This window comes from Nonomuraea jabiensis (genome assembly GCF_014204795.1).
Lineage (GTDB): Bacteria > Actinomycetota > Actinomycetes > Streptosporangiales > Streptosporangiaceae > Nonomuraea > Nonomuraea jabiensis.
On sequence record NZ_JACHMB010000001.1, the window covers coordinates 3,809,268 to 3,822,753 of the forward strand.

General features: G+C 65.0%; 13 protein-coding genes and 1 pseudogene. 9 read left to right on the top strand and 5 right to left on the bottom strand.

Annotated features, from left to right (window positions below):
- Positions 1-33: 33 nt before the first annotated feature.
- Positions 34-255 carry a hypothetical protein gene (locus HD596_RS17315; protein WP_185070317.1) on the top strand — a complete coding sequence of 74 codons (222 nt, stop codon included), beginning with the start codon at positions 34-36 and terminating at the stop codon, positions 253-255.
- Here the strand turns inward: HD596_RS17315 and HD596_RS17320 are convergent.
- Positions 233-3,169 carry a glycoside hydrolase family 2 TIM barrel-domain containing protein gene (locus HD596_RS17320; RefSeq protein WP_185070318.1) on the bottom strand — a complete coding sequence of 979 codons (2,937 nt, stop codon included), beginning with the start codon at positions 3,167-3,169 and terminating at the stop codon, positions 233-235. The genes HD596_RS17315 and HD596_RS17320 overlap by 23 nt on opposite strands.
- 123 nt (positions 3,170-3,292) lie before the next feature.
- Here HD596_RS17320 and HD596_RS17325 point away from each other — a divergent pair, with 123 nt between their 5' ends.
- Positions 3,293-4,294 carry a LacI family DNA-binding transcriptional regulator gene (locus tag HD596_RS17325; RefSeq protein WP_313044364.1) on the top strand — a complete coding sequence of 334 codons (1,002 nt, stop codon included), beginning with the start codon at positions 3,293-3,295 and terminating at the stop codon, positions 4,292-4,294.
- A 176-nt stretch (positions 4,295-4,470) separates the two neighbouring features.
- Here HD596_RS17325 and HD596_RS17330 read toward each other — a convergent pair whose 3' ends face one another.
- The gene (locus HD596_RS17330) at positions 4,471-4,803 is read right to left on the bottom strand and encodes a DUF6247 family protein (protein ID WP_185070320.1); all 333 of its coding nucleotides are present in this window, start codon (positions 4,801-4,803) and stop codon (positions 4,471-4,473) included.
- Positions 4,804-5,144: 341 nt separating this feature from the next.
- Positions 5,145-5,432 carry an Imm32 family immunity protein gene (locus tag HD596_RS17335; RefSeq protein WP_185070321.1) on the bottom strand — a complete coding sequence of 96 codons (288 nt, stop codon included), beginning with the start codon at positions 5,430-5,432 and terminating at the stop codon, positions 5,145-5,147.
- Positions 5,433-6,528: 1,096 nt separating this feature from the next.
- Here HD596_RS17335 and HD596_RS17340 point away from each other — a divergent pair.
- On the top strand, positions 6,529-6,786 hold the full coding sequence (locus HD596_RS17340) for a hypothetical protein (RefSeq protein WP_185070322.1): 258 nt from the start codon (positions 6,529-6,531) through the stop codon (positions 6,784-6,786).
- 21 nt (positions 6,787-6,807) lie between these two features.
- On the opposite strand, the gene HD596_RS17345 is transcribed toward HD596_RS17340, so the two are convergent.
- Together HD596_RS17345 and HD596_RS17350 are read right to left on the bottom strand one after the other, a co-directional pair.
- Entirely contained in the window at positions 6,808-7,806 is a 999-nt protein-coding gene (locus tag HD596_RS17345) for a transposase (protein ID WP_221519373.1), read from the bottom strand.
- 754 nt (positions 7,807-8,560) lie between these two features.
- On the bottom strand, positions 8,561-8,947 hold the full coding sequence (locus tag HD596_RS17350; RefSeq protein WP_185078529.1) for a suppressor of fused domain protein: 387 nt from the start codon (positions 8,945-8,947) through the stop codon (positions 8,561-8,563).
- Positions 8,948-9,368: 421 nt separating this feature from the next.
- Here HD596_RS17350 and HD596_RS17355 point away from each other — a divergent pair, with 421 nt between their 5' ends.
- The 6 genes and pseudogenes from HD596_RS17355 to HD596_RS17380 all read left to right on the top strand — a co-directional run bounded on the left by HD596_RS17355 (position 9,369) and on the right by HD596_RS17380 (position 13,436).
- On the top strand, positions 9,369-9,839 hold the full coding sequence (locus HD596_RS17355; RefSeq protein ID WP_185070323.1) for a hypothetical protein: 471 nt from the start codon (positions 9,369-9,371) through the stop codon (positions 9,837-9,839).
- Between the two features lie 366 nt (positions 9,840-10,205).
- Positions 10,206-10,499 carry a hypothetical protein gene (locus tag HD596_RS17360; RefSeq protein ID WP_185070324.1) on the top strand — a complete coding sequence of 98 codons (294 nt, stop codon included), beginning with the start codon at positions 10,206-10,208 and terminating at the stop codon, positions 10,497-10,499.
- A 13-nt stretch (positions 10,500-10,512) separates the two neighbouring features.
- Positions 10,513-11,046: pseudogene (locus tag HD596_RS17365) on the top strand (tyrosine-type recombinase/integrase); the annotation flags it as partial.
- 609 nt (positions 11,047-11,655) lie between these two features.
- Positions 11,656-11,979, top strand: coding sequence for a hypothetical protein (locus HD596_RS17370; RefSeq protein ID WP_185070326.1), 324 nt, complete (start codon positions 11,656-11,658; stop codon positions 11,977-11,979).
- A 251-nt stretch (positions 11,980-12,230) separates the two neighbouring features.
- Complete coding sequence (locus HD596_RS17375; RefSeq protein ID WP_185070327.1) at positions 12,231-12,632, top strand: DUF4279 domain-containing protein; 402 nt, start codon at positions 12,231-12,233, stop codon at positions 12,630-12,632.
- 264 nt (positions 12,633-12,896) lie between these two features.
- Complete coding sequence (locus tag HD596_RS17380) at positions 12,897-13,436, top strand: SMI1/KNR4 family protein (RefSeq protein ID WP_185070328.1); 540 nt, start codon at positions 12,897-12,899, stop codon at positions 13,434-13,436.
- Positions 13,437-13,486 lie beyond the last annotated feature (50 nt).

Consider the following 13,486-nt stretch of genomic DNA (forward strand, 5'->3'; position numbering starts at 1 on the left):
GTCGTACGGCTGAGATGAAGCTCAGGAGCCGAAGTGGAACGCGGTGAGCCTGATGCTCCCGTGCAGGCTCACCAGCAGGTCGTGAGTCGCGGGCTGGTCCTGCCGGTCGCCGAGCACGCGGTCGCCCCCGGCCCGCTGGTGCTCACCGTCGAGACCGGGGAGCCGCGAGTGCCGGGCGACGCGTGCGCGGAGCCCGACACGCTCTCGTTCGGCTGGTTCGACTACGAGGGGTTCAGTCCGTCGCCGACAGGATGAAGGCGAAGTCGGCGGCCCTGACCTCCAGCCGGTGCTGGGGAAGGACGCCGGGACCGACCGCTCCCGATCCGACACCCTGGACGGCGTGGTCGGTGTAGAGGTAGATCAGCGGCTCGGGCACCAGGTCGCTCTGGTGCCGGGCGGCGGCGAGTTGCCTGTCGCTCCAGCGGCGGGCGGCGAGGTTGAAGACCGGGTCGCCCTCGATGCGGAGGCCCCCGATCTCGGCCCACCGCACGTCGGCGCGCGTGCCGTTGTCCTGGGGACGGACGTACGGCGTCTGCAGTTCGTCCACCGTGGCGCGGAAGTGGCCGATCCGCACCGCCTGCCGCGAGTCCGGATACGCCTCACCTGGCCCGGCGCCGAACCACTCGACCTGCGACGCCTCCTCGGGAAGCTGCCACAACAGGCCGATGCGCGCCAGGGAGGGCGCGCTGTGGCGGCGGAGCAGTTCCTTGCGCTCCTCGTCCGGCAGATCGGAGTCGACCATCTCCTCGTCGAAGGCGGACGTCCGCTCGGGCCAGTAACCGACCGGCTCTGTGTGCACGCTCACCCGGACACGCTGCCCGTCGGTGTCCCAGCGGTAGGTGCTGAGGTAGCCGCAACCGGCGTTCGCGGCCGAACTGCGGACCACCACGGTCAGGCCGTCGTCACTGGTCTCGACGGAGACCGTGCGGTGCAGCAACCGGTCCAGGCCGCGGGCCTTCCAGTAGCCGGCGTCGCCCTGCCCCGTCGATCGATCGTTGTCCGTGGGCGCGCGCCACAGCGCCAGCCGGGGGCCGTGCAGCTGCCGGTCGCCGAGGCCGACCAGGGTTCCGGTGCGCCGGTCGAAGCGCGCCGGGCCGAGCAGGAGGTGATCGCCGGACCGCCTGGCGGCCTGCCGTACCTCTGAAAGAGCAGGGCTCCTCTCGGGTACGGCGGGCGGGACCTGGCCCCACGCCACCACGTGACCCTCGGGCGCCCAGGCGGTGGCCTCGGCCAGCTCGGCCTGGACGGTGAGCCAGCCGTCCAGCGCGGGGACGGGGACTTCGACGGATTCCCCCGGCCCGAGCCGCGGCACCTGGAGCTCCCCCTGATCGTGGGTGAAACGCAGGTGGGACAGGTCCAGGAAGGCGTAACGGTTGCGGATCATGACATGGCCGGGGCTGCCCGGCTCGATGACGACGGGCTCGATGACCTTCTGGTATTCCAGCATGCCCGGCGACGGCGTGCGATCGGGGAACATGAGGCCGTCGCAGATGTAGTTCGCGTCGTGCAGCTCCTCGCCGAAGTCGCCGCCGTAGGCGAAGAACTCCCGGCCCTGGGCGTCGGTGGTGTGCAGGCCCTGATCGATCCACTCCCAGACGAAGCCGCCCTGGACCCGCGGGAACTCGTCGGTCAGCCGCATGTACTCCGCCAGCGCGCCGGGGCCGTTGCCCATCGCGTGCGCGAACTCCGTGTAGATGAAGGGCATGCGGTTGCGCCGGTCGTCGGCCGGATCGCCCGCGCCCGCGGTGAGCGGGTAGAAGATCTCCCCAGGCAGCAGCCCGCCCTGACCGATGCGGCGCACGGCGGCGGGGGTCCGGTACATCTCCCCGTAGACGTCTACGTAGCGGGCCAGGCGGTCGGCCTCGTAGTGGACCGGCCGCGACGGGTCGCGCTCGTGGATCCACTCGGCCATCGCCTCGAGGTTCTGCCCGTCGCCCGCCTCGTTGCCGAGCGACCAGATGATGATGCTCGGGTGGTTCTTGTCCCGTTCCACGGTCCGCTGGACGCGGTCCAGGTAGGCCGCACGCCACCGCGGATCGCCCGAGGGGTTGCCGATCCAGGGCTCGGGCCGCGTCTGGTCGAACCCGTGAGTCTCCAAATCGCACTCCAGCACCACCCACAGGCCCAGCTCGTCGCAGAGGTCGAGGAAGGTGGGGTGCGGCGGGTAGTGCGAGGTACGGACGGCGTTGACGTTGTGCCGCTTCATCAGCTCCACGTCGCGGCGCATCAGCTCCGGGCTCACCACGCGCCCGCGGTCCGGGTCGAACTCGTGCCGGTTGACGCCGCGCAGCACGATCCGCTGCCCGTTCACCGTAAGCACGCCCGCCTCGGTGATCTCGACGGTGCGGAAGCCGAACCGCACGCGCACCCGCTCGCTCGGGGTGGAGAGGACGGCCTCGTACAGGAACGGATCCTCCGCGCTCCACGGCCGCACCCGCTCGAACGTGAAGGTCTGCGTGGCGGGGGCCGCCTCCACCCCGAGCAGCGGGATGCTGACCTCGACGGGCCCGTCCGCGTCCACTTCTAACCGCACCCGCCCGCCGCCATCGGCTTGGTAGTCGGCGTGCACGAAGACGTCCCGGATGCCGTCGGCGGGCCGGGCAAGCAGCGTGACATCACGGAAGATCCCGGAGATCCGCCAGGTGTCCTGATCCTCCAGGTAGGTGCCCGAGGAGTACTGGTGAACCCGGACCGCCAGCACGTTACGGCCCTTGACCAGCACCTCCGAGGCGTCGAACTCAGCGGGCAGGCGGCTGCCCCTGGTCACACCCAGCTCCACCCCGTTGAGCCACACCCGCGCGCACGAGTCCACCCCCTCGAAGCGCAGCACCGCGGGGCTGCCGTCCCAGTCGAACTCCCGGCGGTAGTCGCCGGTCTGGTTCTCATCCGGGACGAACGGCGGATCCACCGGGATCGGATAGGGGATGTTCAGGTAGGCGGGCTTGCCGTACCCGTGGAGCTGCCAGTGCGACGGCACGGGCAGCCGATCCCACTGCGCGTCGTCGAAGTCCGGCGACTCGAAACCGTCCGGCTCGTCGAGTCCGATCGGGGAGAAGCGAAACGACCAGTCACCATTCAGGTCGAGCCGTGGGGCATCAGAAGCCAGGACGGCTCGCGGCGCCGCCTTGCCGTAGCCGGGCGAGACGTCCTCGAAGTAGCGGTGCGACATATGTTTCCTATGGTTTGCGCGAAACTTTCGCGCGACAACGTAGTATCGAACGCTCGTTGCGGGAAGCCACACCCGGCAAATATGCAGGCCGCGTCAGAGAAAGCCTTACCTTATAGTTTCCTCGTGACCGACAACCCACGCTCGATCGATGAAGTGCCGCACTCGGTCACCATCGCGTTCATCGCCGAGTCCGCCGGCGTCTCGATCCCCACCGTGTCGAAGGTGCTCAACGGCCGTTCCGGCGTCTCGGACGAGACGCGCGCCCGAGTCGAAGAGCTGATCAACCAGTACGGCTACCGCCGCCCTTCCGGCAACCGGAGCAGCACCGTGGAGCTCGTCTTTCGCGAGATGGCCGACACGTGGGCCGTGGAGGTCATTCGAGGGGTCGAGCGGGTGGCGCGCAAGAACCGGATCGGCCTGTTCGTGTCACAGTTCGACTCCTCCATCGACGACACGATCGGCCGCCGCCCCATCGGCGTGCTGTTCGTCTCCCAGATCTCGGAGTCCGAACGTGACAGGCTGAAGGCGAAGGACGTCCCGTTCGTCGTCATCGACCCGATCGACGAGTTGCCGGACGACATCCCCTTCGTGGGCACCACCAACTGGCGGGGCGGCCACTCGGCCACCCGGCACCTGCTCGACCTGGGTCACCGGCGCGTCGCGATGATCAACGGACCCGACCATCCGTTCTGCCAGGCGCGCATGGCCGGATACTTCTCCGCACTGGCCGAAGCCGGACTCACCCCGGACCCCGAGCTGCTCATCCGCACCGAACTCACTCGCGACCACGGCTACACCGCGGCCCTCCAACTCCTGTCCCGCGCCGACCGGCCGACCGCGATCTTCGCGTCCGACGACATGCAGGCATTCGGCGTCTACCGGGCCGCCGGAGAGCTGGGCCTGTCTGTCCCGCGCGACCTGAGCGTGGTGGGCTTCGACGACCTCGTCGTCTCGGACTGGGTCGACCCGCCTCTGACCACCGTCCACCAGCCGTTGTTCGAGATGGCCGGCGCTGCCACCGAACTGGCGCTGACCCTCGGCCGCGGGGAGCCGGTTTCCCAGATCGGGCTGGAGATCGCCACCACCCTCACGGTCCGTGCGAGCACGGCGCCGCCGAAGGGCTGAGCCCCACACTCTCCGCTGGAATCGAGCGGGACGATCCTCACCACCCCAGCTCGGAACTCCGGATCAAGGCGCCGCCGCGTGACTGCTGCCACGACCAAACCTCTCCCGGTTCGGTCTCCACGCTAAGAGGGGAAGCTCAGTTCCTCCGCTACGGGATCAAGGATGAGCTTGAACACCTAGACATCGATCCCGCGGGCAGCAAGGATCTCCCGCCACGGCCTGCCCTGAGGTACCGGTTCGCCAGCCAGAGCCTGTCCGGCTCTAACGTGCATCTGACGGCGCCCTTCGGGATCCTTCGCGGTGTCACAGGCGGAGATCCACCAGCGATGCATGAAGGCGTTGAGCGCTCCAAGATCCAGGCTCACCCGTACCTCGTCGAGCACAGCCTTCAAGCCTGCGTCAAAAGCTTCGCGATCTTCTGGGACGATCAGCGCGGCACGGATGGCCCGCAGGTTCTTCTCGGGCACAGATGCACCGATGGAGACGAAGTCCTGCGGTTGTGCGGTCATGCCCTGCTCCCTTCCTCTCCTCAAGAGACTACAGAGGGAAGACGACATCCTTCATGCACATGCGAGCAACTGGATCTATCGCGGCGTTGAGTGGATCGGGCGATGGGAATCGAACCCGCGCTGTCAGCTTGGGAACCGCAATGATTTGGCTTGTAGAGGCTCTGAGCTGGGCGGAAGGCTGGTCCTGACTGACGGTGGTTGGCCTCTTTCACCCCGGTTCAGCTCGTGGTCCGCTGTGCCAGAGCTCATCCGGGCCGCGGAGAATCATCGCGGTTCGCACAGGAATTGCCGCCGTTCCCGCCACCCTGAGCCGCGCGGCCCTAAGCGGCCTGACATGAGACCTAGGCCTTGCGAGTCAGCGTGAGAACTGTAAAGTCTCTGTCGAGTTCACCGGTGATGGGGTCAAGGTGACAGTGGTAGTGGTGAGGCACATTTGCTTCCGCCAACGCCAGCAGCTGTACGGCAAGCCCACGCAACCCAGCGCTGTCACCGTAGATCTCAACCTCGCCATGTTCCGACGACACCTCCAGCGAGTAGTCCGCTGGCCATGGGCGGGCGAGTCCACCGGTCCCGCTGTAGACGGGAATCTCGATCGTGATGGGCTTCGTCGGATACTTCTGCGTGCTCACCCGGGCAGGATCTCACTCGCTTTGCGGCCGATCCCGCTGACTGCGCTGATCTGCTCGACGAGGCTGTGGGCGTCATGCACAAGCGTGCGGCTCGCTTTGCCGGGGTTCATCGATCGCACACGCCTACCCTCGACGATCCCTTGGTCCCGGTCGTGGTCCACGAGGTGGCGTTCCTGACCGCGTATCAATCCGACGCGCAGCGCATCTCCGCTGCCTGGCCACATTGACGACCCGGGGCCGCGCGGTCGGCGTCGGCGTGCTCGCGGCTCTCCAGGACTCACGCAAGGAGGCCATGAACATCTCCACCTCTTCCCGGACAAGATCGCCCTGCGGCTCGACGAGTCGGAGCAGGTGGACATGGTGCTCGGTGACGGTGCGAGAGATCGTGGCGCTGGCCGACCGCGTTTCTCCCCGTCTCCGGAGCGGGTACGGGCGTCGGATGCGTGCGGCTGGAGACCAGTTCCGATCCGATCCGCGTCCAAGCGGCGTACGTCTCCGGCGACGACGTCCGGGCGAGGGTCGGTGAGGCCCCACGACGCTGACTCACTTCCTCGACGACCTGCGCTGCGCTCTGCGCGACGCGCTGAACGTTGTCCTCTGGCTCGACTCGCGTGGCCTGGTCGAGTGCTCCGAGTGTTCCGAGTGCGGAAAGACCGCGCTCAGGCTCCCCGAGATCGGCGAGGAGGTCAATCGGCCAACCACAGGACTCCGCGCTGTCCGCATGGCTCAACCGTTTGCCCGCGACGTGGCCGGGGAGATCACCAAATTCCCAGAAGTCGATACAGCCGGGATGCATACGACCGAGAACCCGGTCGGCACATGATCGAAGTTTCTGCTCCGGCCAATGACGATCTCAGCATGCTCCATGCGGTCATCCTTATGGAAGGGGCATTCACCTGGTCACCAGTGTGGAAGGTTTCGGCCGATGGTCGCCTTGCTGCGCTGCTGGTCGGGCCGACGGACGCTTAGGACGTTACTCCCCGTAAGTCCCCCTTGATCGCCTCACTATCGGGCGCGTATCGGGCACGGTTACTCTGATGCAACTCATGATCGGAACGGGGAACAAGTGATCTTAAGGGCGTGTAGTCGGGTGTTGATGGGAATCGGGCTGGTGGTCCTCGTTCCCAGCATCCTCATGCAGATGGAGGTGCAGGAAAAGTGGATGCGCGCGAGGGCGGTCGAGCCGTCGGAAGCAAATGCATCCTTTCTGACACCGCTCGTGATCTCATGGATTGGTATCGGTCTGGGGATCGCGTGGGTGCTGGCGGCCATAACCTGCTATCTCATACCGAGGTCCATGGCCTATCTGCAGCGACCACGGGGCCATAAAGACGGTTCGGGTGCGGTCGTTTAATCTCCTTCCCGCCTGACGCTCCTATGTGCAAGGGGTCGGTGGGTCCTTCTCCGCTGTCTCGGCGTGGTGGTCGGTGACGAGGGCGCGGTAGATCACGTCTGACAGGTGCCGTTTCAGGACGCGGAAGCTGCCTTTGGTGGTGTCTCGGGTGGTTTCCTGGCGTCGTTTCAGCAGGGCTCGGGCACCTTCGTGGCAGCGGGCCTGGGTGATGGCGATGCGGTGCAGGGTGGTGTTGAGCTGCCGGTTGCCGCCAGGGTTGAGTCGGTGGCGGTCGTCGTTGCCGCTCCAGACCGGGATCGGGGCGGTGCCGTTGTGGCGGGCGAATGCTGCGGAGCTGCGGAAGCGGGTGATGTCGCCGACTTCTCCCAGGAGTTTGGCCGCGGTCACCACGTTCACGCCGACGATCGTCATCAGGCGCGGAAGGCGGGTCTGAACCAGCGGCTTGAGCTCCTTTTCGGCCGCGTCGATCTCGATGCTGAGCGAGTCGATGAGGGCGATCTGCGCCAGCGCGACGCGTCGGGCGGTGGTGGCCGGCAGGGCTTGGAGTTGCGCGGTGAGCTTGCGCCGGGTGGTGACCTGCTTGAGTTTGGTTACCGCGGCTGCCAGGTCGGGGTCGAGGTCGTGGACCAGCCACAACACGCGGTTGATCAGCCTGGTGCGCTCGGCGACGAGTGCCTCACGATGATCGACCAGCAGCCGGATTGGCCTGGTCTGCTCATCCAGTCGCGCGGTCGGCAGGTCGGGCTCACGCAGGGCCAGACGTGCGATGGCCAGGGCGTCGATCGCGTCGGACTTGCCCCGTTCGCGACCGCCACGACGCTCTCCTGCGGTGCGGTTCGGCGGCACGGGGACCACCGCCCACACACGCTCTTCGGCAGCGAGTTTGCGGGCCCAGACCAGCAACCGGACGTGCCCGTGGTCACGGGCCTGAACGGTGCGTTCGCCCTTCTTACACCCGACTTCATCGACGGCGACCGCGGTGTGGGTGCGCTTGGGTGGATCGATACCGATCACCATCATGGACGTTGTCTCCTTCATGCAGGGGGACGACATCCGGGCTGGTCGGCGGACATATCTCAGTTGAGGGAACTGCCAGGCTCCTATCAAGTCATGCCGTCCGGCCCGGCCAATGTCGAGGGCCAGGCCACCATGGACAGGTCAGAACCCGAACCAGCGGGTCCTACAAGCGTGACATTTAGATCATCCCGTCTGCTCGGCTTGTCCCGGGTCGATGGCGGGCGGGATGATCAGGCTTCCACCGCAGCCATCGACGGTCCGGACGCCCGCTGAGATGATCATCCCGGAGTCGGAGCGCCGCCAGAGGCTTGCTCTTGTTTCAAGGAGAGAGCGAGTAGACAATCCCCTGCATGATGATCAGAGTTTGTCTCCTGGTGATGACTGTCCAACAGATCGTACTGATTGGCGGGCTGCTCCTCCTGTGGAGCGTCAAGGACGGAACAGGGATCGTTACCCTTCCCGACGCGACCCTGCAAGCGGCTTCGACGGTGTTATGCGTAGGCTGGGTTCTCGGGACGCTAGGAACGACGCTTGGCTATCTCGGACTATTGATTAAGCAGGTGAACGGGGCTCGAACCATGAAACCACGGATTAAAAGATCCAGTTCGAGCTGTTCCGGATCGTTCAATGCAGGTCAGAGGGCATAAGCGGTCCATCCTCAACGGGTCTGAACGACCCTGTATTGCAACCCGGACCGGCTCATCCCTATACGGACCTGGATGCTTCCGCCCCGTCGTCCCTTCTGGTGAAGCCGCTGTCAGGCGACCGACGACCGATGAGGATCGGTGTAGTCGACGCGCTTTTCCTCGAGGAGCGATTCGAAGGCTTCCAGACCGGCGTTCATGATGAGGTCGCGTTCCGCCGAGGTGATCGGCAGGAGCCAGAGGATGCGAGCGTGGCCGCCGTCCCACGCGCAGACCTCGAAGTCCGGGCCGAAGGGATAGGGAAGGCTGATCAGATACCGGTCACACACCGAGTCGGCAAACCACGGTCGGCCAATCGGGACAACATGGCCGTGATCGAGGCGCTGATGAGGAGGACCTGCGTGATAGTAGGCGTTCATGGTCATCGACTCAAGGTGCTGCCAGTCGTCGGTCCGCGCGGTGAGAACGAATTCCAGGCCGTGTCCGTCGACCGAGGTGATCTCGGCGCGCCCCTGAACTCACGTAAGTCCAGCCACCAAACCGCGGCCCTGGGCCGATACGGAAGATCCGGAACCCCGGGATGCGCTCCTTAATGGGGCCGACAACGTCAGTCCTCTCATCATGGGCGTGACGCATACACGCCATGCTCCTGATTGTCCTGTCCGCCTCGCCCCTTCTGTTACCGGGCAGAGATAGGAGTCGAACCCTGGTTGTCAGCTTGGGAACTGCATCGATCATGCCCCGATGAGGCGCTGAGCTGGGCGGAAGGCAGGCCCTGAGTAACCGTGGTCGACCCCTCGTCACCCCACTTAATGGCCCGCTAATGGCCCGGCGATCAGCCTGCCGCCTCGTGTTACTCGCGCAACACGCGCGCCGGTTGATCGGTGGTGAACTATACCGGTGAGGATATATACGAGGCTGATGAGCGTCCTACTTGTGGGCTGCCTTGGAATCGTGTTGGTCACCGGTGCCTTCCTGGCCTTCTTCTACTCGCACACGGACAACTCGATTATCTATGACGGCCCCTATGAGCCGCTGCGCGGTGTAGAGATGAGCACCGCCTACGCCTCGGAGCTGGAACTCGCCTTTGAGGCACCTGGTGGCCTGCTCGTGCGAGCGTTGCACCAGTGGGCAGGGCTGGCTTTCCTGGTGGTGGCCGTCTTCCGACTGCTACCCATCCGGAGGATCCCCCAGGTTCTGCCCGTGCTCGCGCTGCTTGGGCTGGGTGCATTGAACGTGGTCGTCGGGCTCGTGGCGACTGGCGCAGTGCCCGCCTGGGAGCCCTTCGAACAGGTGCCGACCATCTGGTGGTACAGCGTGCACCTACTGCTGGCGCTCATGACGGCGGCAGCCCTGATAGTCGCCTGGCGCCAGCAATCGCGGCCGGATTGATCTACGGGCTTTAGGCAACAGCAACTGTTCAGCGGCGATCAGCCACCGTGAACGGTGAGTCAGGGTGAGGAACGACCCCTGGATCGTCGATCGCCCCCAAGCACGTACGGCGTCCAGCCATGCAGTGGCGATCGTAGGGCTGCATCTGTGCGGCGGTGCGGCAACCCTGGTCGGGGGGTTCGGTTGGTACGGCGGGGCCGGCGCGGTGCCCGGCCCGGTGTGCCGCCGCCGTCCGGGACCGGCCTCCAGGCCGCACGCCCGGACGGCGGGCGGGCGGAGGGTCGGGGGTACGGCGGCGCGCCGCGCCGCCGCTTGACCGTTCGGCAGTGGCGGGCTGATCTGCTCGGCAATGGAGTATCGGTAAGCATGGCGGCCAAGGCGTACCGGTTGCTGCGCCGTACTGATGACCGCCGCCGACGACCGCGTCATCCCGCACAACCCGTGCCGGATCCGCGGGCCGGTGGTGAGCACGCACAAGAACGTCCCGTGCTCACCGTCTCCCAGGTGTTCGAGTTGGCAGACCGAATCTTCCTCACGCGAGCGGCGGCCGAGCGGGCGCTGTGGAAGATGGCCATGGAGGGAAAGGCTGACGCCATCCAGGACCGGGGGTTTCCGTGCGATGGTACTTCTGGCCACGTTCGCGAGCCTGCGATGAGGTGAGGTCAGCGCACTACGCCGGATGGACGTCGATCTCAAGGCGCGTACGGTCCGTGGCCGGGTCGCCTTCGTCGAGCGCTCCGCGGGTGGGCTGGTGCTGGGACCGCCCAAGTCCAAGGCCGGGAGACGGACGGTCGGCATTCCGCAGAGCATCGTCCGCGTCCTCCAAGAGCACATGAACACCTACGTCCAGGACGAGCCGGGCGCGCTCATGTTCCCGGCAGCCAAGGGCGGGCCGATGCGGCGTAGTGGCTTCAACACTCGTACGCGGTGGGTGGATGTCGTCTCGGAGATCGGCTTGCCGGGGCTTCATTTTCACGACCCGAGGCACACGGGCAACATGCCGGCCGCTGAGTCCGGCGCGGGTCTCAAGGACCTCATGGCGCGCATGGGACACGACAACGTACACAACGTACGGGCGGCCATGATCTACCAGCACGCCGTCAGGGGAGCCGACGAGGCGATCACCAACGCCATCGATCGGCAACTCGAATCGCGCGACGATGACGACGACAAGGGCACGGCAGGCGCACCGATCCCCACAGGGTGATCAAGAGCTAATGGCCCGTTAATGGCCCGCGAAGATCGAGTCAGTCCGGAAACAATCAAGGCCCGAGTCGGGATTCATGTCCCTACCTGGGCCTTCACGATGAGAGCGGGTGACGGGAATCGAACCCGCGCTGTCAGCTTGGGAACTCTTTCAAGATCATGGGATCTGAGCAGGGGAAACGCTGACCTGGGCGTATGTCGGTCGAGTGACCGTGAGTCCCCGTGACTCCCTGCTGATCACTCTACGAACGGGCACGCAACGGGCACGCAACCAGCGTGCCGTAGTCAGGGCTCGGCTCCTATCGCAATGTGATCAGAGCGTGAGACGCGGCGCGAACAGTCTTGCCAATAGGGCTGGCCGACGTGGGCTTGCCTCAACTCGACACTCAACGGAATGATCAGGCTGCCTAGCAGTCATCCACGATCCCCTACGACCGAGGACTCCCTCATGGTCATGTCGTCCCATGCCGACCCACGCCGAAGGCGAGCATGCTTAGCCGGCGTAAATTCCGCATTCCTCCTTATCGCTTCCCTGCTCATGTCGGGGTGCGGATATACGACATGGCAGGTTGATCCGGCGGTCCTCGAGGAAGTGCGCAGCGTTGGAAAGGTGGTAGGGGAGTCGACCTCTGATGGAATCTGGGAAGATACGAACGATATCATCACTACGTTTGTGATTGATGTCGGAGGCAAGAGCGGCCCCGATTCGGTCAATAAGGCCATCGCTCTTCTGGGCAGGCGTGGCTGGAAAATAGCGAACACCAACCTGCCAACGTCGGTAACGATGGAGTCGCCCAAGTGGGAGACTGATCAACTAGTTGTGCGCCCGTTTGACCCTATCGAAGTGGAAAATAAGCCTGAGCTTCAAGAGGCTATCAAGAAGAAAGTAGCCAAGCCTACAGCTCTTGTAGTTGTGTGGGCATGGGAAGCATGAACGGCTTATTCTGATGGCTTGAAAGCGTAAGGAATATCTGTGCTGCGAGCTGGTGCAGATGAGAGGCTGCTCCGCGCTGTCAGCTTGGGAACTGCATAGATCACGGCCTGATGAGGCGCTGAGCCGTGCAGAAAGTCGGTCCTGAGTGACCGTGATTGACCCCTCGTCGCTCCTCTTAATGGCCCGCTAATGGCCCGACGACCAACCTTCGACCTGGCATAACCTGAGCACAGAGCCCTAGCCTGTGCGCCGTGAGAATTGAACACAGCGCAACATTGCGGATCATGAGCGATGTGCACAGTCCCATCGAGATCTCTGAGGCTTTAGGGGTGCGGCCTTCAGCAGTCACCCATACTGGCGATTGGGAACTCGAAGCATCTGCTCACGGCAACGAGGCCTCACTTGAGGAACTCATCAGGGCAGTAACTGATCCTCTTCTTGGGCTTGCGGACAAGCTCGCCTCACTGGCCAGTCAGGGGGCAACGATCGAACTGCACCTTACGCGTGACCTGCTCGGGCCAGGAGCTGGTGCTCTGTGCTTCATGTTGGATGCCCCCGTGATCAAACTCCTGGGGGAGGTCGGCGCCGAAGTGTGGATCGACGAATACGACGAGGTCGAGTGGGAGCGCAACGCGCATACGCCGTCTGCCTGACGCTCATCCCGTCTGCCGTCGACCCGCCCGAAGGGGAAGCGGGCCAGGGCCACGGGGACAAGGTGGAGCGCCCTACTGGACGAACGACCTTGGCCCCGTGGCCCTGGTCTGCTCGGCTTGTCCCGGGTCGGTGGTGGGCGGGATGATCAGGCTTCCACCTCCGCCACTCACAGGTCTGCCACACCGCGCGGCGATCATCCCGGAGTCGGAGCGCCCCCGCCGGAGGCATGGTTTTGAGCAGTGCACGTCGTTACAGTCGGTGCCGTGGCTTATGACCCAGCAGCGCTCGATCGCCTCACTTCCCTTGTTCCTCCGCCTGCCTCACCCATCTTTGGCATCCGTAGCTGGGATGAGGTCTTCCGGGCTCTCGATCTTCGCCTTCCGCCCGACTACATCGCCTTCATCGAACGATACGGAGAATGCGAGTTCGCCCGATGGATCGGCGTTTTCGACTTCCGGACACTCACCGATGAGCAGCTCGCTCATATTCCAGAGTGGATGGACTACTACCGAGATCTCCGGGAGGACTCGCCCGAAGACTTCCGGCTCGCGATGTGGCCGGAACCAGGCGGCTTCTTCCAATGGGGCAGCACCATCGATGGTGACGCCATGGGCTGGATGACAGTGGGTAAGCCTGAGGAATGGCCAATTATGATCGTCGCTCGTCATCACGACGAGGATTTGCCAGTCCAGGAGACCATGACCGAGTGGCTGGTGGGTTGGGCCTCCGGAGCTCGGTTCGGTAGCTGGGCCTTCAGCGCGACGTCTGAAGAACATCCCTTGATCTGCGAGCCACGGGACTAGGCTGAATCTCCATCCGGCAGGGGTGCTGAGCTCCTAGGCCGGGATTGTCG